The following is a 17,430-nucleotide window of genomic DNA, read 5'->3' on the forward strand; positions in this document are numbered from 1 at the left end:
TGGTCGGCAGACCAGTCAACGTCACCATGCACACCGACCGCCGCGTGTCGGATTGCCCGCCGAAGAGTGGAAGGACACGCGCCGCAAGGGCCGCGTAGCCGCTAGAGGAAGTGGAGGAGGCGACATGTCTGAACTACAGGTCCCTATCCCTGAGGCCGCGTATCAGGCGGCGTATCTGATGTCGTCTCCGGGCGGGATGACGGAGGCCGAGGCGAGGCGCATGATTGATGCAGCAGCGCGGCACATTCAGGCAGCGACGTTGCAGTGGTACGCGAAGAGCGCTGGGGCGATGGCGGACATCGCGAACTTGGAGGGCCGGCTGCCGGATGCCCGTCGCTGGCGGGACGTTCAGGGGCACGTGACGGATCAGGCCCGTCGGGTGGTTCGTACATCGCAGGGTGGTGGTTCTCGTGTCAGTTGAGACCTACAGTTTGATCGAACTGGAGGAGTTGCAGATGTCCTCTGGTGAAGAGGTTTCGCTTCCTGTATCGGTGATGGGTTCCGGTTGGATGGCGTTGGCCAGGTGCACCGGCGCGGATGTTGCTGACTTCTTCCCGAGGGATGGTGAGCAGACGAAAGACGCTCTGGCTAGAGCGCAGCCGGTTGCTCGCCGACTTTGTGTCGGGTGTCCGGTTCGGACTGAGTGTGCCGCGGTTGCAGACGAGAACCGCGACGAGGGGCTTTGGGGCGGGGAGTGGCGGTACCCCGACAACTCCCGTCGGGACAAGCGATACACGAAGCGGAACCTGTTGGAGGGGTTGTGAGCCAGAAGGACATCGCGTTGGCGATGGTGGTGCTGAAGCACCTCATGGACGTGGCGTCCAAGTCGCAGACCTCGTTGCGTCAGCACGCGTCCGATGAACTGGACGTGTCGGATCGGGTGTCGGCGAAGTCTCCGGTGGACGGCACCCTGTTGGGAACGATCACCAAGTCGAAGCCGAAGCCGAAGGTTGTGGTGTCGAACCGGTTCGCGTTGATCGTGTGGCTTGAGGACAACTACCCGGACAGAGTCGTGGTGACCAAGACTGTCAACCCCGCGAACCTCGCTGAGCTTGTCCCGCAGCTGGAAGCGTTGGGGTTGGGTGACTACGTCGACACCGAGTACGAGGTTTCGTCGTACACGTTGGCTGAGATCACGAAGCTGTCGGAGAAGGCGGGCCGTCCGGTTGGTCCTGGCGGGGAGCTGGACATCCCGGGGGTTCGCGTGGACTTCCCGGACGGCACGGTGTCGGTTCGCCTCGAACCGGATGTGCACCATGCAATCGTTGACGTGATCAAGTCCGGGCATGTCGCCCTGGACGGCACTGTCCGACCCGAACTGCCCGGAGGTGGGGAGTGACGCTCAAGACCCGCAAACCAACCGGGCAAGTCCCATGGCCGCTGATCCTCGTTGAAGGACCAGAGAAGTCCGGGAAGAGCTGGGCGTGCGCCGAGCTTTCTGCCTCGGAGCAGGTCGGCCAGACTTACTGGATTGACCTTGGCGAGGGCGCTGCCGACGAGTACGGCGCTATCCCTGGGTCTCGCTACCTAGTGGTAGAACACGATGGCTCCTGGGGCGACATCATCACCCAGGCCCAGGCGGTGAAGGAAGAAGCCCAGAAGGCTGCCGCTGCGGGCGAACCGCCGGCGGTGTTGGTGATCGACTCGATGACCGCGGAGTGGGACCTGCTGAAGGAGTGGGCCACCGACCGCGCGAAGAAATCAGCTCACAACCGGAAGCTGTTGCAGCAGGACCCGCACGCTGAGGTGAGCGTGTCGATGAACCTGTGGAACGACGCCACAGCTCGACACCGCCGGCTGATGACACTGCTGCTGACGTTCCCTGGGATCGTCGCCATGACTGCCCGCGGCAAGGACGTCGCCGAGTTGGACGACAAGGGCAAGCCGGTTCAGGGCGGTCGTGACTACAAAGTGGAGGGTCACAAGACGCTGGCGTTTGATGCGTCGGTGTGGGTGCGGATGTCGCGCGAACACGCGCCGCTGGTGATTGGGGCTCGGTCTGTCCAAGCTGGACTCCGACCGGGGGTGGACAGGCCGAAGCCGATCCCGGACTTCACGCTGGAGAAGGTTGTGTTCGACGTCTTGGGGTGTGAGCCGAAGACGGCGCAGGTTCGGGATGTTCGGGAGTTGAACGGCAAGGACCAGCCGGATCCGCTGAAGGCGGTGAAGGCCGAAGTGTGGGCACTGGCCCAGGCTCGCGGGTGGGACGCGGAGGCGCTGTCCGAGGACTACGCCCAGACGTACGAGGGAAAGTTGCTCGGTCAGGCGACAGTGGACGACCTGACGGAATACCGGGACATCCTGGCTCACGCGAAGGAGGCGGCATGACCTTCCGATCTTCGCTGCGCCGCACCGGCCGCCATCTTCTCGGCCGACACAGCCTGACCTGCGGGGTCGGCCAGACCATGTCTGGCTACTGGGTGTGGTCCGCCCAGTGTGACTGCGATCTGCGTTGGCGTGGCGCGGAGTTCTCCGCGACTGCCGCCTACTCGGCGATGCGGGGCCTCGCTTCGGATCGGGACTCGACGTACACGTACCGGCCGGGCGAGTGTGATGCAGAGTCGTTGTGGCCGGGCGTTCCGGTGCTGCGTAAGCCCGTTCGTCGCATCGAGATCCCCCGCGGGCTTCGTGGCACGGGGCGCGTGGTGGCGTGTGACGGGTCCCTGCGATCGACAGATGGGCATGCGGGATGGGCGTTCGTCACAAACGCCGGCTGGTCCCGCTCGAAGTACTTGCCGTTTGAAGGCGCGAACATCAACGGCTTGGAGTTGATGGCGATTGCTCAGGCGGTGCGGGTGTTTCCGGGTGGTGTGGATGTGTGGGTGTTGTCGGATAGTGCGGAGGCGCGGGCTATGACGGCCGGGATCCTCAGGAGTCAGCGGAACTTCCGGAACCGGCCGTCGTGGGTGTTGCCGGGGTCGTTGCAGATGATCGTTGCTGCGGCTGTGCGGGGTGTTCGGATCCATGTGGTTGAGGTTCGGTCGAAGACGCATCCGCTGCACAACTTGGCGGATCGCGCGGCCCGGAATCTGGAGGTGGCGGCGTGAAGGCGGCCTCAGAGTTTGAGTTTGGCGCGCCGGTAGGTACACCGAACTACATCGAAGTTGAAGTTCGGTGTGGCTCATCGGGATCCGGCGGTGCGGCATGACCACGCCGACGACTCACCAGGTGATCGCCCGGCTGTCGTCCTTGTCTCGGATGCTCGATGTCGCCACCGAAGAGTACGCCCGACTCGATGAGGAATGGGTACGGGCGAAGCAGGCGCACCAGGTTGGCTACGCAAGGGCGTTCCTGCGGGCTGACGGCGCGATGGAGGCACGCAAACAGATCGCTGTGCTCGCGGTCGAGGGCCAGTGGTTCGCGATGGAGATCGCGGAACAGAAGGTCCGTGCGGTGAGGGAACGGATCCGCACGATCCGAGACCAGATCGAGGTAGGCCGGTCGCTGAACTCGGCGGTGCGTGCCGAGTGGACAGCAGGGGCGGTGGGCCAGTGAAACGTATCCTCATCACCGGATCCCGCACTTGGCGCGACTGGGACCGGATCGAACGCGCCATCTTGGATCACTCTCCCGGCTACCCAGCGGGCGAGGACACCCTGATCGTTCACGGCGGCTGCCCCGATGGAGCGGACGAGATCGCAGCCACGATCGCGGCGACGCTCGGGCTGCCAACCGAGGTGCACCGAGCCGACTGGGATATCTGCGTGGAGACCTGCAAGCCGGGACACCGCCGGCTGCGCTACGGCAAGTCCTACTGTCCGACGGCAGGCCCGCGGCGCAACGCGGCGATGGTTGAGGCGGGCGCGGATGTGTGCCTTGCCTTCATCCGAAAAGGTTCCTCTGGCGCATCCATGACTGCGTTGATGGCGGAACTGTCAGGGATTAAGACGATCCGCTACACCGAGGAGGGGCCGTGAACGAGAAGCGTGCCCGCGAACTCGTCTACAACCGCAGCGACCACGTGTGCGAAGTGTGCGGTGCTGTACGGGCAACCAACTGGCACCACCGGATGGCGCGGTCGCAGCGCGGCACCTGGACGCCCTCCAACGGCTTGCACGTGTGTGGGAGTGGGACTACTGGATGCCACGGGAAGCTGACCAACACCAACGGCAGGCGTGCCGAGTACGAAGCCCGCGGCTGGATCGTCCGATCCTGGCAAGTCCCCGCGGACATCCCCGTCATGCACTCCCGATACGGGCTGGTCTACCTCGATGACACCGGGGGGTTCCGATACGCGGGAGGCGACTCATGATCGACCGATCCGGGTGTGCCGCCAAGAAGCACGGCACGGTCAACGCCTACTCCAACTTTGACTGCCGTTGCCCAGATGCCCGCGAGGACTACAACCTGTACGAGCGGCTCCGTCGACGTGGACAGTCCCACATTCAGAGGGTCGATGGCGACGAAGTGCAGATGCGACTGCGCGCCCTTGGGGTCATGGGCCACTCGTTGGAGGATATCGCCGAAGAGATCGGTTGGTTCCCTACGAACCTGTACACCATGCGCCACGGCAAGCACCCCCAGGTTCTCTTCCGCACCTACCAGACCATCTACGACGTGTACCTCCGACGTCAGCACGTCTTCGGCGGGTCGACACGGACGCAGCGTTTCTCGGTTCGGAAGGGCTGGCTGCCTCCGGCCGCAGTGAATTCGATCTACCGGTTCCTGTCTGGCGCTGATGTTCGGCTGTGCTCGCCGGAACAGCAGATGGTGCTGTCCATCGCGAAGGCCCGAGGCGTGGACCTCAGCCCTCTGATCAAGCGCATGTACCCCAACGCAGTCAACTTGGGAAAGCTTAGGGGGGCAGCATGACTCCTTCAGAGCACGCCCGGATCGATGCGCTCGGTACTCGCCGTCGGCTGCAAGCCCTGGCCGCGATCGGATGGCCAGCCCCAGACCTTGCGTCACGAGTCCAGTCATCGGCCGCCATATTGAGCGCTATCCGGGCCGGTACAGCACAAACCGTTGAGTCGTGGCTAGCGGCTCGGATCGGTGAGGTCTACACCGAGCTGTGCGAGACGGCCGGCCCGGACCGTCGGGTAGCTGCCTCGTGTCGGGTGCGGTGGGCACCCCCGCAGGATTGGGCGGACATCGACGACCCGGTAGAGGAACCGGAGGTGCTGCCGCCCGATCCTCTGCCGGACGAGGTCGCGGTGGCCCGGTTCCTCCAGGGCCACGATGTGCCGCTAACCCGTCCGGACAAGGCGTTGGCCATCCAGCTAGCCATTCGGCGCGGCATGCATCTGGACGCGCTCGTTGCCCGGCTGGGGATCTCGTGGGCGACGTTGAAGGGAATGAGGGGTGCGGCATGAGCGACGTGATCCCGATCAACCTGCCTTCTCGTGTCGAGTTGTGGCGTCGTAATCAGTTGGCACTGTCGATTCTCGGACATCGAGAGTTTACGTTGGAAACAGTGGAGATTTTGGGTCGCGTGCTGCGCGGCGAAGAATCGGTCGAATTGCCGGGCGGTGCCGCTTGAGTGAGACTGATAGTCGAGGCTGGATCAAGATCGCCGTGGACCTTCCCGACAGCCCGAAGCTCGCCCTGTTCGACGGTCCCGAGCATGGCTGGGCGTACGTCACGGCGCTGTGTCACGCAGGTCGCACGGAGTCGGACGGGGTGTTCCCGGTCGCCCGGGTCCTGCGCCTGGCTGGGGTGAGCCAGGGGGTGGCTGATGACCTTGCGGAGGTGGGGCTGTGGCATCTGCCGGGACATGACTGTCCGCGGTGTCCTCAGCCGCCATCTGGGTGTGCCTATGTGCACGACTACCTGCGGCATCAGCGTTCTGCGGATGCCGCGAGGAGGGCTCGCGAGGCAGGTCGGAAGGCTGCTGCGACCAGATGGTCACATGCGGATCGCAATGCGAATCCTATGCGAACCGCATTGCCCGCCGCATGCGATCCGCAATGCGAACCGCAATGCGATTTCCATGCGAACCGCAATGCAGAGGTAGAGGTAGAGGAAGAGAAGAAGAAGACTTCGTCTTCTTCTGGGCGCGGGCGCAAGCGCCCAGCCGCACCCCTCCCCGAAGCCTGGATGCCAAACCCGGGTCATGTGAGCTATGCTCAGGAGCACCAGATCGACATGGAAAACGAAGCAGCAAAGTTTCAAGACCACGCAAAGTCGAAAGATCTGCGATACGTCGACTGGGACGCAGCGTTTCGAACGTGGCTTCGAAATCAAGTCACCTGGGCCAAACAGCGATCCCCCACTCGTCAAGAGCCTCGCCTTTGGGAGCAGTGAATGCCAGCCTACGACGTCGCCGCAGAAATGGCCCTTCTGGGTGCGGTGATGGCTAAAGGTGAGGAGGTGGGTCCGGTCCTCCTGTCCGTGCCCATTCAGGCATGGTGGGTTCCAAAACACCAAATGCTCGCTGGAGTTATCGGCGACATGCTGAACCGGGGTCAGGCGGTGGATCCCACGACGGTGACGAGCCAGCTCCAGGCAGACGGCAAGCTCACGTCAGAGCTGGGCGTATACGTGATCACCCTGTACCAAGCGATCTACATGATCCACCACGTCGAGTCCTATGCCGAGCGGCTGTGCTCCCTGTGGGCGCACCGGTCGATCCAGACCGGTGCGGTGAAGCTGCGGCAGCGGCTGGACTCTGGCTGGGAGGATGGCGATGAGGCGGACTGGCGGCAGGCTCTCGCCGAGTTCCGCACGACCGTGGAGGACGCTGAGGCGATCGCGCGGGTGCCGAACGCTGAGCCTCCGATGTCGATCGCCGAACTGCTGGAAGGCGAAGACCGGCATGACTGGCTGATCCCTGGTCTGCTGGAGCGGGGGGAGCGGTTCGTGCTCACCGGCGGTGAGGGGATCGGCAAGAGCGTGCTTGCGTCGCAGATCGCGGCCTGCATGGCTGGTGGGTTGCACCCGTTCACGGGGAACCCTCTGGGGTCCCGGGGTTGGTCGTTGCGGGTGTTGATCGCGGACGCGGAGAACAACGAACGTCAGACCCGCAGGCGGTATCGGCGGATCATCCGGGTGGTGGATTCGGTGCGCGAGCAGCACGCCGTGTCCCGTGTGGACTGGCGGGATGTGATGCGGGTAGCTCTCCGCCCGGAAGGACTGGATCTGTTGTCCAACAGGGATGTTGCGTGGTTGGAGCATGCGGTGCAGGCGTCGTCACCGGATCTGCTGGTGCTGGGTCCGTTGTACCGGCTGCATCACGTCAGCGAGAACGACGCCGAGGCGGCCCGGAAGTTGCAGCATGTGATCGACGGGATCCGTGCCCGGCATGGGTGTGCGGTGTTGACGGAGGCGCACGCTGGGCATGCGACGAACCAGACGACCGGGGATCGGCTGATGCGGCCGGCGGGAACGTCGGCGTGGTTGCGGTGGCCAGAGTTCGGTTATGGGTTGCGGCGTAACAAGCACGATGACGGTCGGGAGCATCCGAATCTGGTGGATGTGGTGGCGTGGCGTGGTTCGCGTGAGGAGCGGGCGTGGCCACAGAGTCTGGTTCGTGGCCATGACGGGTTGTTGCCGTGGCGTCCTGGTCCTGAGTACTACACGAATCTGGAGGTGGCGGCCTGATGGCTGGCGAAACTGTGATCACGGTGGTCGGGAACCTGGCCGCCGATCCGGAGCTGCGTTTCACCCAGTCCGGCACGGCCGTGGCGAGTTTCACCATCGCCTCCACGCCCCGCACGCTCGACCGCGCCAGCGGCGAGTGGAAGGACGGGGAGGCGCTGTTCTTGCGTTGTTCGATCTGGCGTCAGGCCGCTGAGAGCGTCGCTGAGTCGTTGACGAAGGGCACGAGGGTGATTGCCCAGGGGCGTCTGCGTCAACGCTCCTTCGACACGAAGGAAGGCGAGAAGCGCACCGTCATCGAGTTGGAGGTCGACGAGATCGGCCCCTCGCTGCGCTACGCCACCGCGAAGGTGAACCGGGCTCAGCGTGATGGTGATGGGGCGAGGCAGTCCCAGTCGGCGGAGGACCCGTGGGGCGCAGCCCCGTCCGGTGGCGGCGGGTTCGTCGACGAGCCCCCGTTTTAAGGAGCGCGTTATTGCTTCTCGCCTTCTGGTGGTGGTGACGGCAACGATCGCGTGGTTCGTGGCCTTCTGGTACTTCGCTGCCCGATCCACGTTGCTCCTGTGGGTCTCTCTTGTCGGCTATGCGTTTCTGGTGGCCCTTGTCGTGGTTCTGGTCTATCCGCCGCGCGCTGCGCGACGTGAAGTGAAGAGAGGAGCATCTGGTGGCTGAGAACTCCTGTAGCGGCTGCGAATCGCGGTGGGGTGGTCTAGGCCGTGCTCACTGCTCAGCGTGCCATCGCACGTTCTCCTCGGTCGCCCTCTTCGACCGGCACCGGTCCTCAGTTGGTGAACACGGGGAGTGTCTGAACCCGGAGGAGATCGTGCACACGAGGACGGGTGATGTGGTCATGTTCCTCCGCAACGGGATCTGGTCTGGACCGGAGCAGTCGGAGGAGTTGAAGGCACGACTCTGGGGGAAGGCCGCGTGATCACCAACCGGGACGTTGAAGACCATTGGGCGCATCCTCCGCGGCAACGGGTGTTCGACGGGGAGCGGGCTCTCGGTGTCCGGGCGGGTGACGGGAAGGTGCTGGTGTCTGTTGAGGACGGTGACGCTCTGGTGGCGTTCCTGCGGTTCACGCCGCGACAGGCGGATTTTCTGATGACTGCGTTGGGGATGGCGATCTGCGAGACGGAGAAGACATGAGCGAGTACGGCGCTTCGGCGTACCTGGCGATGGCAGAGAACCTGCTTGATCACCCAGCTGAGGGCCGAGACCCAGCGCTTGCGTTGGTGAACATGGTGCGCGGCGTGGGGTACGCCCTGATGGCTCAGCACAAGCAGCGGGACGAATGGGCACAGGAAGCCCTCGCGGTCCTGCGGGGCTCTGTGCGGGACGTCGGTCCGTGTGGGGCGGTCACTCCAGTTCTGTTCGACAAGCAGATGGTGGATTTCTGCAAGCTGCGCGCTGGGCACACGGGTATGCACGAGTCGGAGGCTGGTTCGGTGTGGCCGCCTGTGGAGGAGGAGACCGATGGCTGACGAAACTCCGGCTACCGTGGACCGAGCCACTGCGCTTCGGGCACTGCCGCAGAAGTGGCGTGAGGTTGGTGACCGCGAGGCCGGGTTCGGTGAAGGCGGGGCGGGCTACTGCAACGGTCTGTTTGACGCGGCCAACCAGCTTGAGGTGGTGCTCACCGCGCCTGCCCCGTCTCCGGTGTCCGAGGACGAGGTGCAGCGCGTCGCCGAGGCAATCCGGAGCACCTACCAGGCACTCGTCCTGGCGGGTGAATGGCATGGCGGGGAGTGGCGCGAGGTGGCCCGCACCGCGATCACCGCCATGCGGAGCGCGCAGTGACTACCCGCATCGTCGGCCTGGACGTTTCGTTCACCTCGACCGGTGTCGCTCGCCTCGATCAAACCGGCAGCGGCTGGCGGCATCAGCTGTACCCGATCCGGACGGGCCCGCATCGCAAGGGAGATCCGTGGGCGCTGCTGGATCGCATGGAGTACATCCGCAGCGAATGCGCGATCGCTACTGAGCACGCGGACCTGGTCGTCATCGAGGGGCCGTCGTTCTCGTCGGTGGGGGCGGCGTCGAAGGACCTGATGGGGTTGTGGTGGCTAGTGATTCACCGGCTGCGGCAGGCCCGGTTGGATGTGGCGGTGGTCCCGCCAGCGTCGTTGAAACGTTGGGCAACGGGGAAAGGTAACGCGGACAAGGCCGCGGTGGGGGTCGCGATCGGCCGGATCTGGCCCAATGTGGAACTGAGCGGTAACGACGTGGTGGACGCGTTGGGGCTGGCGTCGATGGGTGCCCAGTTGCTCGGGTTGGATGTGCCGTGGCAGGTCACGAAGTACCGCGATCTGGCAGGGGTGTGCCGTCCGGAGCAGGCTGATGCAGCGTGATCAGTCGGGTTTCGGCGCTGGGGGACGTTTGGGCATGGTGGCTCCAGTTTCGCGGGTGAGCCAGGCGAGGAAGTCGTTGATGAGCTTGGCGCGGTCGGTGTGGAGTTCGGCTGCTACATGGGCGGCTTTGTCCCAGCGTTCGTCGGGTACGCGGACGCTGCGATGTTGGGTTTTGGGTGCGTCGGGCATGTGATCAGCATACCTGGTGTACGTACAAGAAGTCGATGCGAGCAGTTGCGGTGTACGTACACCGGATGCTACGGTGTACGTACACCAATCGTAAGGAGTTGCTGTGACTAAGGCAGGCCAGCACGTGGAGGTTCTCTTTGCTGCGGCGCGAGCACATCTGGACCCGCACAACACCTGGGGGACCAAGATGGTCGACCACATCCGCACCGTGATCGCGGCCACGCTGACCGATGGCGAACCGGTCGATGCTCGTGTGGTTGCCAAGGCAGTGTTCCGTGCGCTGGGTGCCCCGACAGAGCGCCCCGCCGGTCGGCAGACGGTCTATTTCGGCCGGATGGTCAGGGCCATCCAGCGTGCTCTGCCGGAGGCCGATCGCGGGTAGCGCAGCTGACCCGTTGGTGTCCTGTCGTGCACCCCGTCGGGGTGGGCGGCGGAATCTCAACGGATCAACGTGGGGAGTGTCGATGTTCATCGCCGATGAGTTGAACAACATGGCCCGCCGATGCTCGCTGTCCGGTGACGAACTTCCGCGCCAGTGGGAGGTTCTCGCCCCGGCGCTGGGTGGCGGCTACATGCTGCGTCACGTGGTGACGAGCGAGGTTCGTCCGACGCTGCTGTCGGAGATGCGGAACCTGTACTGACTGGCATGAGTGTAGGCACCAACGCTACGGAGGAGACAGCAGTGAACGAGGATGTTCTGACGCAGTTCCGGATGTACCTGACCAATGAGATCCAGCACAACGAGGAGCTGCGCTCGTCGGAGGTCTCTCCGCTGCTGCGTGCAGCGACTCGGGGGCGCATCGTGGCCCTGCGTGAGGCACTGGAGGAGTTCGACAGCCTGATGGCTGCTCTGGCCTCGTCGGAGGTGACTGCATCGTGAGCGGTGGGAGCTACAACTACTTGTTCCTGCGGGACGTCGAGCCGTCCCCGACCGACCGTAACTTGCTGGCGATGGCTGCACGCTTGGAAGGTCTGACACCTGGAGGTTTCGCTGCTAGCAGGACTCGCCTGTTGTCTCAGAAGCTCCGCGAGGCCCAGGACCTGATCAAAGAGTTGGGCGTGGTGTGGCGTGCGGTCGAGTGGTGCGACTCGGGTGACTCGGATGAGGAAACCGCTCTGCGGAAGATCACCGAGTATGAGCAGATGCATACCCGTGCTGCGATGGGTTCAGAGGAGTGACTGTGTCGGATCGCAAGTGCTCGAAGTGCGGGAAGAACGAACCGGGTCCGGGCGGGATCCTCTGCCCGGGGTGCGCCGAGAAGATCCGCTGTGGCCTGCCTGGGCAGGTGTCCCAGTGAGCGAGGAGCCGTGGACGGTGCTGTTGCGGGCAGCGGATCTGGTCAACGAGCGTGACACCTGCCTCCCCGCAGGTCCGTGGTTCGCCAAGCACCAGCGTGTCTGGGCTGAAGATCTGGCAGGCCAGGAAGAGACCGTGGTGGAAGCGGACGCAGTCTCGTACGACGTCGCTCGGTGGATTGCGTTGCTGTCCCCGTCCGTTGCTCCCCACTTGGAGGCCCTGTTGCGGGAGACGGCAGATGGCTGGGCGTCTGAAGCAGCCCGGCCCTTCTACTCGCAGGGCGGCGAGTTCCGCCGAGAGCACTGGTTTTCCCAGACGCTCCGACAAAGCCCGGAGTACCGGCTTGCCTTGGCGCTACTGGGAGAGGAGCAGGGATGACCGGGTTCATGGTTCGGGTGACGTCGTACGCCAAGACGGACACGAAGGAACCTCTGTGGCACCTGGAGCGCGCCACGGGTGTCGCAGAAGAAGACGGCGAGAAGCTGGGCCGCATGCCACTCGACGCAGCCGAGGTTGAGGCTGACCGGAGACTGTCTGCCGAAGGTTTCTACCGGCTTGGCGGGTGGGAGCGAGTGGAGTACCCGTCGGGCGTGCCGCTGTCCAGGGCTTGGTATGCCCCTACTTCCGAGGAAGAGGCTTCTGCCCCGGAAGCAGCGTCCGGACTGTCCACGTGGGACAAGTACCAGGAGTGGTCGGCTGGTACGGCGATCTACAGCCATGGCACCGAGTCGGAGCAGTCGATGTACGAGGCCGGGAAGTTGGCCGCGGAGGCGGCTGAGGTGTTCCAGGTGGTCGCGAAGGCGTTCCGGGATGGCACTGACCCGGTGGAGGTTCGTCGTCGTCTGGTGGACGAACTGGGCGACTGCGCGTGGTACCTGGCGCAGATCCTCCGCCGTCACGGCATCCCGTTCGATGAGGTGCTGGACATGAACCAGAAGAAGCTGGAACGCCGGCAGGCGAACGGAACCATCGGGGGAAGTGGTGAGCGGTGAACACTACGCAGCCATGCGGATACCGGGCAAGCGGGCTCGTCTGTGTCGAAGACCAAGGCCACGAGGGTAGGCACTACACGGTCGACGGCGACATGAACGAGTACTCGTGGGATGACAACGAGATCACGATGACGATGAACCCATTCGTTCGTGAGCGGGACGAGAGGAGGTCTCGGTGAGCACAACGAACCGGTCGATCGGGAAGCATCTGGCTGGTGAGGCCGAGACGCGATGGCGGTCGATGCCTCCGGTGACTCCGGGGATGGAGTCTCGGGCTCGTCTGGCGGTGGCTGGTGCTGCTCGGGATGCGGCGGATTGCCGTCTGCTGCTAGACATGCTGGGGCTGTTGAACGAGGCCGTGAGGGACGCGGCGTGACGATCGACGAGTTCGAGCCGTGGCTGATGCAGCTCCTCATCGCGAGTGGGGATGAGCGGATCGGCGAGGTGCGCCAGTTTGTGGGGTCGGGTGAGAGTTCCCGCCGCGGGGTTCGGGTCGACTGCAAGGACGGCGCGACCCTGTATCTGATGATTGTGCGTACGTCTCCTCCGGAGCGGGGCGCACCCGGCGCGAGGAGCGCAGCATGACCAGTCTCAGCCGGACAGATCTTCGACACCGGATGCTCTGCGCCATCAAGGATGGCCAGGTATGGCGCTTTCGTACCTGGGATACCGCACGCCCGTTCGAGTACTGGTGGGGCGAGCGTCAGAAGCTAACCGCAGCGGAGGCTCGGTGCGTCGCCGATCTCTTCGCGAGTCGATTGATCGCCGATGGGCAACCAACAGGTCCTAGCGTCTATTCGGGTCAACCCATGCACCTCACGGGTGTCGGGGTAGAAACTCTGGGCAGCTGGCGTGGTACCGGTGACGAGGTGACCCCGTGATTGTCGGTATCTCTGGCTATGCTCAGTCCGGTAAGGACACTGCCGCGGTGGTGCTCGCCCCGTACGGTTGGCGCAGGGTTGCGTTCGCGGACGCCTTGAAGTCAGTTGCGTTCGAGTGCAACCCGTGGCTGATGTACGGGCGTACGGGCCGCGATCCATTCCAGTTCAGGTTGGCTGGTGTGGTGGGTGGCTGCGGGTGGGATGAGGCGAAGACCCGCTACCCGGAGGTTCGTGAGTTCCTGCAACGGCTAGGTGTCGCGGCCCGTGAGTACATCCACCCGGATGTGTGGGTGAACGCGGCACTCGACAAGGCCAGCGAAGCGGACAACGTGATCGTCACGGATGTGCGGTTCATCAACGAGTTTGATGCGATCAAAGCTAGGGGCGGGCGGGTCATCCGCGTTCACCGTCCGGGGGTTGGGCCAGCGAATGCCCACGTGTCGGAGACCGGCCTGGATGGGGCGGTGTTCGACGCACACGTGCTCAACGACGGCGACTTGGGCTTGTACCGGTCGCGTCTACTCGATGTGATCGGCGAGGTACGCCATGCAGCTTGACGACGGCTTCACCGTCCCCCCGCGCTCTAACCTGCTGTGGCTGGCGATCGACTTGGACGGCACACTCGCGGAGCCCCTGTGGACGCCGGCTAACCCGACTTCGGCGATCGGTGCACCTATCGTCCGGAACGTCGCGAAGCTCCGCGAGGCGGTCGCTCACGGCTACAAGGTCGTGATCCACACAGCGCGGCCGTGGACCGACTACGAACCCATCGAAGCGTGGCTGAACCACCACGACATCCCGTGGCACAAGATCCAGCCCGGGAAGATCCTCGCCGCTTTGTACGTGGACGATCGAGGAAGGCACGCGGAGGCAGCGAGCTGGCTGCCTGAGGTCACCGACGAGATCGGAGAAGCAGCGTGATCGTTCAGGTTCTGGCGTACACGAAGACGAAGCCGTACCCGCTGCACACGATCATGCCTGCGCGGGAAGTGCTCCACGAGGACGGGTATATCGATCACCTCGACTACCCGACCGATCCGGACACGCTGTCGGAGTTCGCGGGCCGCGCTTGCTACCAGTCGTTCAACCGGCCCCGCCCGGAGACTGCATCCAATGTGGGCTATCTGGCGAACATCCTCCGCCAGGGCCACGAGTCGGTTCTTGAGCACGCATCAGTCACCTTCTACATCGAGAGCGTGTCTCGGTCGCTGTCGCATGAGCTGGTGCGGCACCGGCATTTGTCGTTCTCTCAGCTGTCGCAGCGGTACGTGGACGAGTCTGAAGCTGACTTCGTGATGCCGCCTGCTGTGGCGCACGGGATGGCTTGGGAGGCGGAGAAGTCGTTCAGTCAGGCGACCCGTACTGCCCAGATCGCGTATCAGGCCATCGTCGATGTGCTTGTTGGGCAGGGGCTTCCGCGGAAGCAGGCTCGTGAGGCTGCTCGCTCGGTCCTGCCGAACGCCACTGAGACCAAGCTGGTGGTGACGGGGAACTTGCGGGCGTGGCGGGATGTGCTGCGGAAGCGGTGGCATGTGGCCGCGGATGCGGAGATCCGTGCTCTGGCTGGGGAGATCCTGCGGCACTTGCGGGAGATCGCACCCGCCTCGGTCCAGGACATCCCGGACATGCCATACGGCACTAAGGAGGCAGCGTGAGACCGGACTTGGCTACACGGGAAGAGGTCCTTCGCTTCCTGATGGGTCTCGATGTCGTCGTTGTGGAACCGGCAACTTCTTCGCCTGACCAGTCGTCTCCGGATACGAGTCAGCCGTATTTCCTGGACCTGATCAACCGTATCGACGAGGTGGTGTCCGATGTCCAGCCTGGGAGGGGTGGCTGTTGATACATCCCAGCCGTACCCATTTGATCTGATCAACTCTGTGCAGGAGGTGGACGATGGCGAGTGATCTGGTGGCGTTCGTGCGTGTCCGCCTCGACGAAGACGAGCAGATCGCGACTGATGCTTCAGGGGCGAGCTGGGCAGAACCTTGGCGTGGCGCAACCTGGCATGCTGGTGAGACGAACCGTATCGGTGTTCTGCGGGATGACGGTATCCCGGTGTGTGGCCATTCCTGGCCATCCCAGATGGATCACATCGCCCGCCACGACCCTGCCCGGGCGCTCCGCGAAGTCGCGGCCAAGCGGCGCATCGTTGATGCTGTCGTAGCTACTTGGAATGCATCATGCGACCCAACTGACGACTTCTGGGTTGGGCTCGCGCCGACTCAGACAGCGACGCTGCGACTGCTCGCCTCATGCTGGTCTGATCACCCCGACTTCCGACAGGAGTGGTCGACATGAGCGAGGAAGTTCTTCAAAGTATCGACGCATTAGCTGGTGATCTCGAAGACTGGCCGGGCAACGACCCAGTTCAGGCGCTGAGGCATCTACTTGCACTGTCTTGGCATGATCTGAGTTATGCCCGGCACTCGGCGACCAACGGCGAGTGGTCCATCCAGTGTGAAGACATCGTCAGGCGCATCATGGGAATCACCAGGCTCGTAGGGCCGACTCCCTGGGACGAGATCCCTGCGAGTGTGCTGCTGAACGGGTGGTACCAGCGGATCCACAAGGCGATTGGTGTGGATTCCCCGGTGACTGAAGACGACATGCGTCGCGCCCGCGAGCTTGCCCACGGGCATGGAGCATGAGCGACCAGTTTTGTCCGCACTCTTCGGGATGAGTCCACGATGGACTTCGTCTAAACTGGAGGTGTCCCTCCTCCTCTTGTCCCGTCGGCGTTTCGAAGGCGAGTCGGCATGGACCACCCACCCCCAGACGGCTTCTGCGGACAGTGCGCCAAGCCGATCGGCACTTCCGTGTCCCGCTACTTCTGTAGCGACTCATGCCAGCATGCCTGGTACATGAGGTACGCGATCCACAAGGCCGAGAAGATCGCTGGATCGGACAGTCGGGTCCTGGCCCCAGAGGATCACCCCAACTGGCTCCGTGTGCCGGGCGCTGTCCAGCCTGAGCGAACCATCCCGGTACCTACTTTGCCGACTTGGGCGTACCGGGGAACGGTGTCGATGCCGTTGCGCCGGGCTGCTACCCCTACCCGAGACGAGGCGGCATGACTAGACCAGAGATCTGGATCCGAGGCCGGGTCACGAAGCATGAAGGAGTGTGGGCTAGCCGTCGTCCTAACGAGATCAGCTGGTACTCGTGTGAGACCTGGGGTTTGGCCGTCAGGTGGGCATTCACCAATGGATCACCAGCTCCGCAGAAAGATGACCGCGGGCTTGTCGTCGATGTAGTCACTAGCTGGAGTACGGCGTGAGCGAGTGTATGGTGTGCAGTGCCCCCATGGATCTCCGCCTGTGCGCCATGTGCACAGGCGAGTTGTGCCGCTGCCTCCGCGACCTCGCGGTTGGCCCCGAGGACGCCACAGGGACCCCGATGCCGGGGCTCCTGGCGGACCTGGAGGACACCATCACCCGCCAGGACGCTGTAGCCCCGGTGAGTGTCGGCGCGGGCAAGAGCACCGAGACGCCCCTGGTGTTCAACAACGCCGCCAGTGACCTCGCGTGGGAAGCCCGAGACACCATCACTGCATGGGCGAAGGACTTCATCCGAGCCAACCAGCACCTTCGCTTCGACGGCACTAACCACATCGAAGCCGCCCAGTGGCTCTCCCGGTTCCCCAGCTTGCTCGCCCAACTCGATGACGCCGACGCCATGCACAGCGAGATCCGCGACCTGCATGGACGCGTACAGCGCATGGTCGACATCCCCGAAGACACTCGGGCCTACCTCGGCCGCTGTGGGAGCCGCATCAATGAAGTCCTCTGCACGGAGGAGCTGTACGCCCGCCGCAAGGACAGCACCGTCTACTGCCGCACCTGCGCCTCGGAGTGGGATGTAGATGGACGCCGGCGTTGGCTTCTGTCTCAGGTGGACAGTCAGGTGTGTACCGCTCCGCAGGCGTCTGCGTTGCTGTCTCGGCTGGGTGTGCCCGTGTCGGAGAAGGACATCCAGGACATGGGCAAGCGGGGGGAGATCGCCGCTACGGGGCAGAATCCGAGGCGTCAGCGCCTGTATCGGGTTGGGGATGTGATGGATGCGGTGCTGCGTGTCGAGGCGGCGTAGAGCCGACTTGCACAGAGCAGGGTGGCGACGTAATGTTGAGTATGGTTGAGGTTCAATACGCAGTCCTCAGCCTTCGCTGTGGTTCACAGCAAATC

32 protein-coding genes are annotated in these 17,430 nt (G+C 64.0%); 31 read left to right on the forward strand and 1 reads right to left on the reverse strand.

The window, feature by feature from the left end; all coding sequences use genetic code 11:
- Nucleotides 1-124: 124 nt before the first annotated feature.
- From N8J89_RS07880 to N8J89_RS07950, 17 genes are all read left to right on the forward strand, one after another.
- Nucleotides 125-421 carry a hypothetical protein gene (locus N8J89_RS07880; RefSeq protein ID WP_283663683.1) on the forward strand — a complete coding sequence of 99 codons (297 nt, stop codon included), beginning with the start codon at nt 125-127 and terminating at the stop codon, nt 419-421.
- 88 nt (nt 422-509) lie between these two features.
- Entirely contained in the window at nt 510-764 is a 255-nt protein-coding gene (locus N8J89_RS41865) for a WhiB family transcriptional regulator (protein WP_502868477.1), read from the forward strand.
- On the forward strand, nt 761-1,339 hold the full coding sequence (locus N8J89_RS07885; RefSeq protein ID WP_283663684.1) for a hypothetical protein: 579 nt from the start codon (nt 761-763) through the stop codon (nt 1,337-1,339). Before N8J89_RS41865 ends, N8J89_RS07885 begins: the two co-directional genes overlap by 4 nt.
- A complete protein-coding gene (locus N8J89_RS07890) occupies nt 1,336-2,328 on the forward strand; it encodes an AAA family ATPase (protein ID WP_283663685.1) in 993 nt (330 codons plus the stop codon). The genes N8J89_RS07885 and N8J89_RS07890 overlap by 4 nt, the downstream gene beginning before the upstream one ends.
- Nucleotides 2,325-3,047, forward strand: coding sequence for an RNase H family protein (locus N8J89_RS07895; protein WP_283663686.1), 723 nt, complete (start codon nt 2,325-2,327; stop codon nt 3,045-3,047). Before N8J89_RS07890 ends, N8J89_RS07895 begins: the two co-directional genes overlap by 4 nt.
- Before the next feature lie 97 nt (nt 3,048-3,144).
- Nucleotides 3,145-3,495: a hypothetical protein gene (locus N8J89_RS07900; RefSeq protein ID WP_283663687.1), complete on the forward strand. Its 351-nt coding sequence runs from the start codon at nt 3,145-3,147 to the stop codon at nt 3,493-3,495.
- Entirely contained in the window at nt 3,492-3,917 is a 426-nt protein-coding gene (locus N8J89_RS07905; protein ID WP_283663688.1) for a DUF2493 domain-containing protein, read from the forward strand. Before N8J89_RS07900 ends, N8J89_RS07905 begins: the two co-directional genes overlap by 4 nt.
- 331 nt (nt 3,918-4,248) lie before the next feature.
- Nucleotides 4,249-4,812, forward strand: coding sequence for a hypothetical protein (locus N8J89_RS07910; RefSeq protein ID WP_283663689.1), 564 nt, complete (start codon nt 4,249-4,251; stop codon nt 4,810-4,812).
- Between the two features lie 305 nt (nt 4,813-5,117).
- A complete protein-coding gene (locus N8J89_RS07915; RefSeq protein WP_283663690.1) occupies nt 5,118-5,312 on the forward strand; it encodes a hypothetical protein in 195 nt (64 codons plus the stop codon).
- Nucleotides 5,309-5,479: a hypothetical protein gene (locus N8J89_RS07920; RefSeq protein ID WP_283663691.1), complete on the forward strand. Its 171-nt coding sequence runs from the start codon at nt 5,309-5,311 to the stop codon at nt 5,477-5,479. The genes N8J89_RS07915 and N8J89_RS07920 overlap by 4 nt, the downstream gene beginning before the upstream one ends.
- Nucleotides 5,480-6,243: 764 nt before the next feature.
- Nucleotides 6,244-7,539 (forward strand): AAA family ATPase, encoded by a 1,296-nt coding sequence (locus N8J89_RS07925; protein WP_283663692.1) that lies wholly within the window; start codon nt 6,244-6,246, stop codon nt 7,537-7,539.
- Nucleotides 7,539-8,000: a single-stranded DNA-binding protein gene (locus tag N8J89_RS07930; protein ID WP_283663693.1), complete on the forward strand. Its 462-nt coding sequence runs from the start codon at nt 7,539-7,541 to the stop codon at nt 7,998-8,000. The genes N8J89_RS07925 and N8J89_RS07930 overlap by 1 nt, the downstream gene beginning before the upstream one ends.
- 200 nt (nt 8,001-8,200) lie before the next feature.
- Nucleotides 8,201-8,467 (forward strand): FDXHR family putative zinc-binding protein, encoded by a 267-nt coding sequence (locus N8J89_RS41870; protein WP_502868428.1) that lies wholly within the window; start codon nt 8,201-8,203, stop codon nt 8,465-8,467.
- Entirely contained in the window at nt 8,464-8,685 is a 222-nt protein-coding gene (locus N8J89_RS07935; RefSeq protein WP_283663694.1) for a hypothetical protein, read from the forward strand. The genes N8J89_RS41870 and N8J89_RS07935 overlap by 4 nt, the downstream gene beginning before the upstream one ends.
- The gene (locus N8J89_RS07940; RefSeq protein WP_283663695.1) at nt 8,682-9,020 is read left to right on the forward strand and encodes a hypothetical protein; all 339 of its coding nucleotides are present in this window, start codon (nt 8,682-8,684) and stop codon (nt 9,018-9,020) included. The genes N8J89_RS07935 and N8J89_RS07940 overlap by 4 nt, the downstream gene beginning before the upstream one ends.
- On the forward strand, nt 9,013-9,336 hold the full coding sequence (locus N8J89_RS07945; RefSeq protein WP_283663696.1) for a hypothetical protein: 324 nt from the start codon (nt 9,013-9,015) through the stop codon (nt 9,334-9,336). The genes N8J89_RS07940 and N8J89_RS07945 overlap by 8 nt, the downstream gene beginning before the upstream one ends.
- On the forward strand, nt 9,333-9,887 hold the full coding sequence (locus N8J89_RS07950) for a RuvC family protein (RefSeq protein ID WP_283663697.1): 555 nt from the start codon (nt 9,333-9,335) through the stop codon (nt 9,885-9,887). Before N8J89_RS07945 ends, N8J89_RS07950 begins: the two co-directional genes overlap by 4 nt.
- Here N8J89_RS07950 and N8J89_RS07955 read toward each other — a convergent pair whose 3' ends face one another.
- The gene (locus N8J89_RS07955; protein ID WP_283663698.1) at nt 9,888-10,076 is read right to left on the reverse strand and encodes a hypothetical protein; all 189 of its coding nucleotides are present in this window, start codon (nt 10,074-10,076) and stop codon (nt 9,888-9,890) included. It abuts the gene before it with no gap.
- A gap of 103 nt (nt 10,077-10,179) precedes the next feature.
- Between N8J89_RS07955 and N8J89_RS07960 the strand changes: the two genes are divergently transcribed.
- The 14 genes from N8J89_RS07960 to N8J89_RS08025 all read left to right on the forward strand — a co-directional run bounded on the left by N8J89_RS07960 (nt 10,180) and on the right by N8J89_RS08025 (nt 17,335).
- On the forward strand, nt 10,180-10,458 hold the full coding sequence (locus N8J89_RS07960) for a hypothetical protein (protein ID WP_283663699.1): 279 nt from the start codon (nt 10,180-10,182) through the stop codon (nt 10,456-10,458).
- 82 nt (nt 10,459-10,540) lie between these two features.
- The gene (locus N8J89_RS07965) at nt 10,541-10,717 is read left to right on the forward strand and encodes a hypothetical protein (protein ID WP_283663700.1); all 177 of its coding nucleotides are present in this window, start codon (nt 10,541-10,543) and stop codon (nt 10,715-10,717) included.
- Between the two features lie 41 nt (nt 10,718-10,758).
- Nucleotides 10,759-10,956, forward strand: coding sequence for a hypothetical protein (locus N8J89_RS07970; protein ID WP_283663701.1), 198 nt, complete (start codon nt 10,759-10,761; stop codon nt 10,954-10,956).
- The gene (locus tag N8J89_RS07975) at nt 10,953-11,255 is read left to right on the forward strand and encodes a hypothetical protein (RefSeq protein WP_283663702.1); all 303 of its coding nucleotides are present in this window, start codon (nt 10,953-10,955) and stop codon (nt 11,253-11,255) included. Before N8J89_RS07970 ends, N8J89_RS07975 begins: the two co-directional genes overlap by 4 nt.
- 115 nt (nt 11,256-11,370) lie before the next feature.
- Nucleotides 11,371-11,751 (forward strand): hypothetical protein, encoded by a 381-nt coding sequence (locus N8J89_RS07980; RefSeq protein WP_283663703.1) that lies wholly within the window; start codon nt 11,371-11,373, stop codon nt 11,749-11,751.
- Nucleotides 11,748-12,365: a MazG nucleotide pyrophosphohydrolase domain-containing protein gene (locus N8J89_RS07985; RefSeq protein ID WP_283663704.1), complete on the forward strand. Its 618-nt coding sequence runs from the start codon at nt 11,748-11,750 to the stop codon at nt 12,363-12,365. Before N8J89_RS07980 ends, N8J89_RS07985 begins: the two co-directional genes overlap by 4 nt.
- A 372-nt stretch (nt 12,366-12,737) precedes the next feature.
- Nucleotides 12,738-12,950 carry a hypothetical protein gene (locus N8J89_RS07990; RefSeq protein WP_283663705.1) on the forward strand — a complete coding sequence of 71 codons (213 nt, stop codon included), beginning with the start codon at nt 12,738-12,740 and terminating at the stop codon, nt 12,948-12,950.
- Nucleotides 12,947-13,246 (forward strand): hypothetical protein, encoded by a 300-nt coding sequence (locus N8J89_RS07995; RefSeq protein WP_283663706.1) that lies wholly within the window; start codon nt 12,947-12,949, stop codon nt 13,244-13,246. Before N8J89_RS07990 ends, N8J89_RS07995 begins: the two co-directional genes overlap by 4 nt.
- Entirely contained in the window at nt 13,243-13,803 is a 561-nt protein-coding gene (locus N8J89_RS08000; RefSeq protein WP_283663707.1) for a deoxynucleotide monophosphate kinase family protein, read from the forward strand. Before N8J89_RS07995 ends, N8J89_RS08000 begins: the two co-directional genes overlap by 4 nt.
- A complete protein-coding gene (locus N8J89_RS08005) occupies nt 13,793-14,167 on the forward strand; it encodes a Cof-type HAD-IIB family hydrolase (protein WP_283663708.1) in 375 nt (124 codons plus the stop codon). The genes N8J89_RS08000 and N8J89_RS08005 overlap by 11 nt, the downstream gene beginning before the upstream one ends.
- Nucleotides 14,168-14,220: 53 nt before the next feature.
- On the forward strand, nt 14,221-14,901 hold the full coding sequence (gene thyX / locus N8J89_RS08010; protein WP_502868478.1) for an FAD-dependent thymidylate synthase: 681 nt from the start codon (nt 14,221-14,223) through the stop codon (nt 14,899-14,901).
- Between the two features lie 241 nt (nt 14,902-15,142).
- Nucleotides 15,143-15,547: a DUF6221 family protein gene (locus N8J89_RS08015; protein WP_283663710.1), complete on the forward strand. Its 405-nt coding sequence runs from the start codon at nt 15,143-15,145 to the stop codon at nt 15,545-15,547.
- Nucleotides 15,544-15,897, forward strand: a complete 354-nt coding sequence (locus N8J89_RS08020; protein ID WP_283663711.1) for a hypothetical protein — start codon at nt 15,544-15,546, stop codon at nt 15,895-15,897. The genes N8J89_RS08015 and N8J89_RS08020 overlap by 4 nt, the downstream gene beginning before the upstream one ends.
- A gap of 655 nt (nt 15,898-16,552) precedes the next feature.
- Nucleotides 16,553-17,335 carry a hypothetical protein gene (locus tag N8J89_RS08025; protein WP_283663712.1) on the forward strand — a complete coding sequence of 261 codons (783 nt, stop codon included), beginning with the start codon at nt 16,553-16,555 and terminating at the stop codon, nt 17,333-17,335.
- The last annotated feature ends 95 nt before the right edge of the window (nt 17,336-17,430 follow it).

This window comes from Crossiella sp. CA-258035, assembly GCF_030064675.1.
Lineage (GTDB): Bacteria > Actinomycetota > Actinomycetes > Mycobacteriales > Pseudonocardiaceae > Crossiella.

Coding starts and splice junctions, on each gene's coding strand:
- N8J89_RS07940 (WP_283663695.1), top strand. CDS start 8,682: ATGAGCGAGTACGGCGCTTCGGCGTACCTGGCGATGGCAGAGAACCTG.
- N8J89_RS41865 (WP_502868477.1), top strand. CDS start 510: ATGGCGTTGGCCAGGTGCACCGGCGCGGATGTTGCTGACTTCTTCCCG.
- N8J89_RS07985 (WP_283663704.1), top strand. CDS start 11,748: ATGACCGGGTTCATGGTTCGGGTGACGTCGTACGCCAAGACGGACACG.
- thyX (WP_502868478.1), top strand. CDS start 14,221: ATGCCTGCGCGGGAAGTGCTCCACGAGGACGGGTATATCGATCACCTC.
- N8J89_RS07880 (WP_283663683.1), top strand. CDS start 125: ATGTCTGAACTACAGGTCCCTATCCCTGAGGCCGCGTATCAGGCGGCG.
- N8J89_RS07910 (WP_283663689.1), top strand. CDS start 4,249: ATGATCGACCGATCCGGGTGTGCCGCCAAGAAGCACGGCACGGTCAAC.
- N8J89_RS07925 (WP_283663692.1), top strand. CDS start 6,244: ATGCCAGCCTACGACGTCGCCGCAGAAATGGCCCTTCTGGGTGCGGTG.
- N8J89_RS07945 (WP_283663696.1), top strand. CDS start 9,013: ATGGCTGACGAAACTCCGGCTACCGTGGACCGAGCCACTGCGCTTCGG.
- N8J89_RS07995 (WP_283663706.1), top strand. CDS start 12,947: ATGACCAGTCTCAGCCGGACAGATCTTCGACACCGGATGCTCTGCGCC.
- N8J89_RS08020 (WP_283663711.1), top strand. CDS start 15,544: ATGAGCGAGGAAGTTCTTCAAAGTATCGACGCATTAGCTGGTGATCTC.
- N8J89_RS07930 (WP_283663693.1), top strand. CDS start 7,539: ATGGCTGGCGAAACTGTGATCACGGTGGTCGGGAACCTGGCCGCCGAT.
- N8J89_RS07900 (WP_283663687.1), top strand. CDS start 3,145: ATGACCACGCCGACGACTCACCAGGTGATCGCCCGGCTGTCGTCCTTG.
- N8J89_RS07955 (WP_283663698.1), bottom strand. CDS start 10,076: ATGCCCGACGCACCCAAAACCCAACATCGCAGCGTCCGCGTACCCGAC.
- N8J89_RS07965 (WP_283663700.1), top strand. CDS start 10,541: ATGTTCATCGCCGATGAGTTGAACAACATGGCCCGCCGATGCTCGCTG.
- N8J89_RS08025 (WP_283663712.1), top strand. CDS start 16,553: ATGGATCTCCGCCTGTGCGCCATGTGCACAGGCGAGTTGTGCCGCTGC.
- N8J89_RS07895 (WP_283663686.1), top strand. CDS start 2,325: ATGACCTTCCGATCTTCGCTGCGCCGCACCGGCCGCCATCTTCTCGGC.
- N8J89_RS08015 (WP_283663710.1), top strand. CDS start 15,143: ATGGCGAGTGATCTGGTGGCGTTCGTGCGTGTCCGCCTCGACGAAGAC.
- N8J89_RS08005 (WP_283663708.1), top strand. CDS start 13,793: ATGCAGCTTGACGACGGCTTCACCGTCCCCCCGCGCTCTAACCTGCTG.
- N8J89_RS07920 (WP_283663691.1), top strand. CDS start 5,309: ATGAGCGACGTGATCCCGATCAACCTGCCTTCTCGTGTCGAGTTGTGG.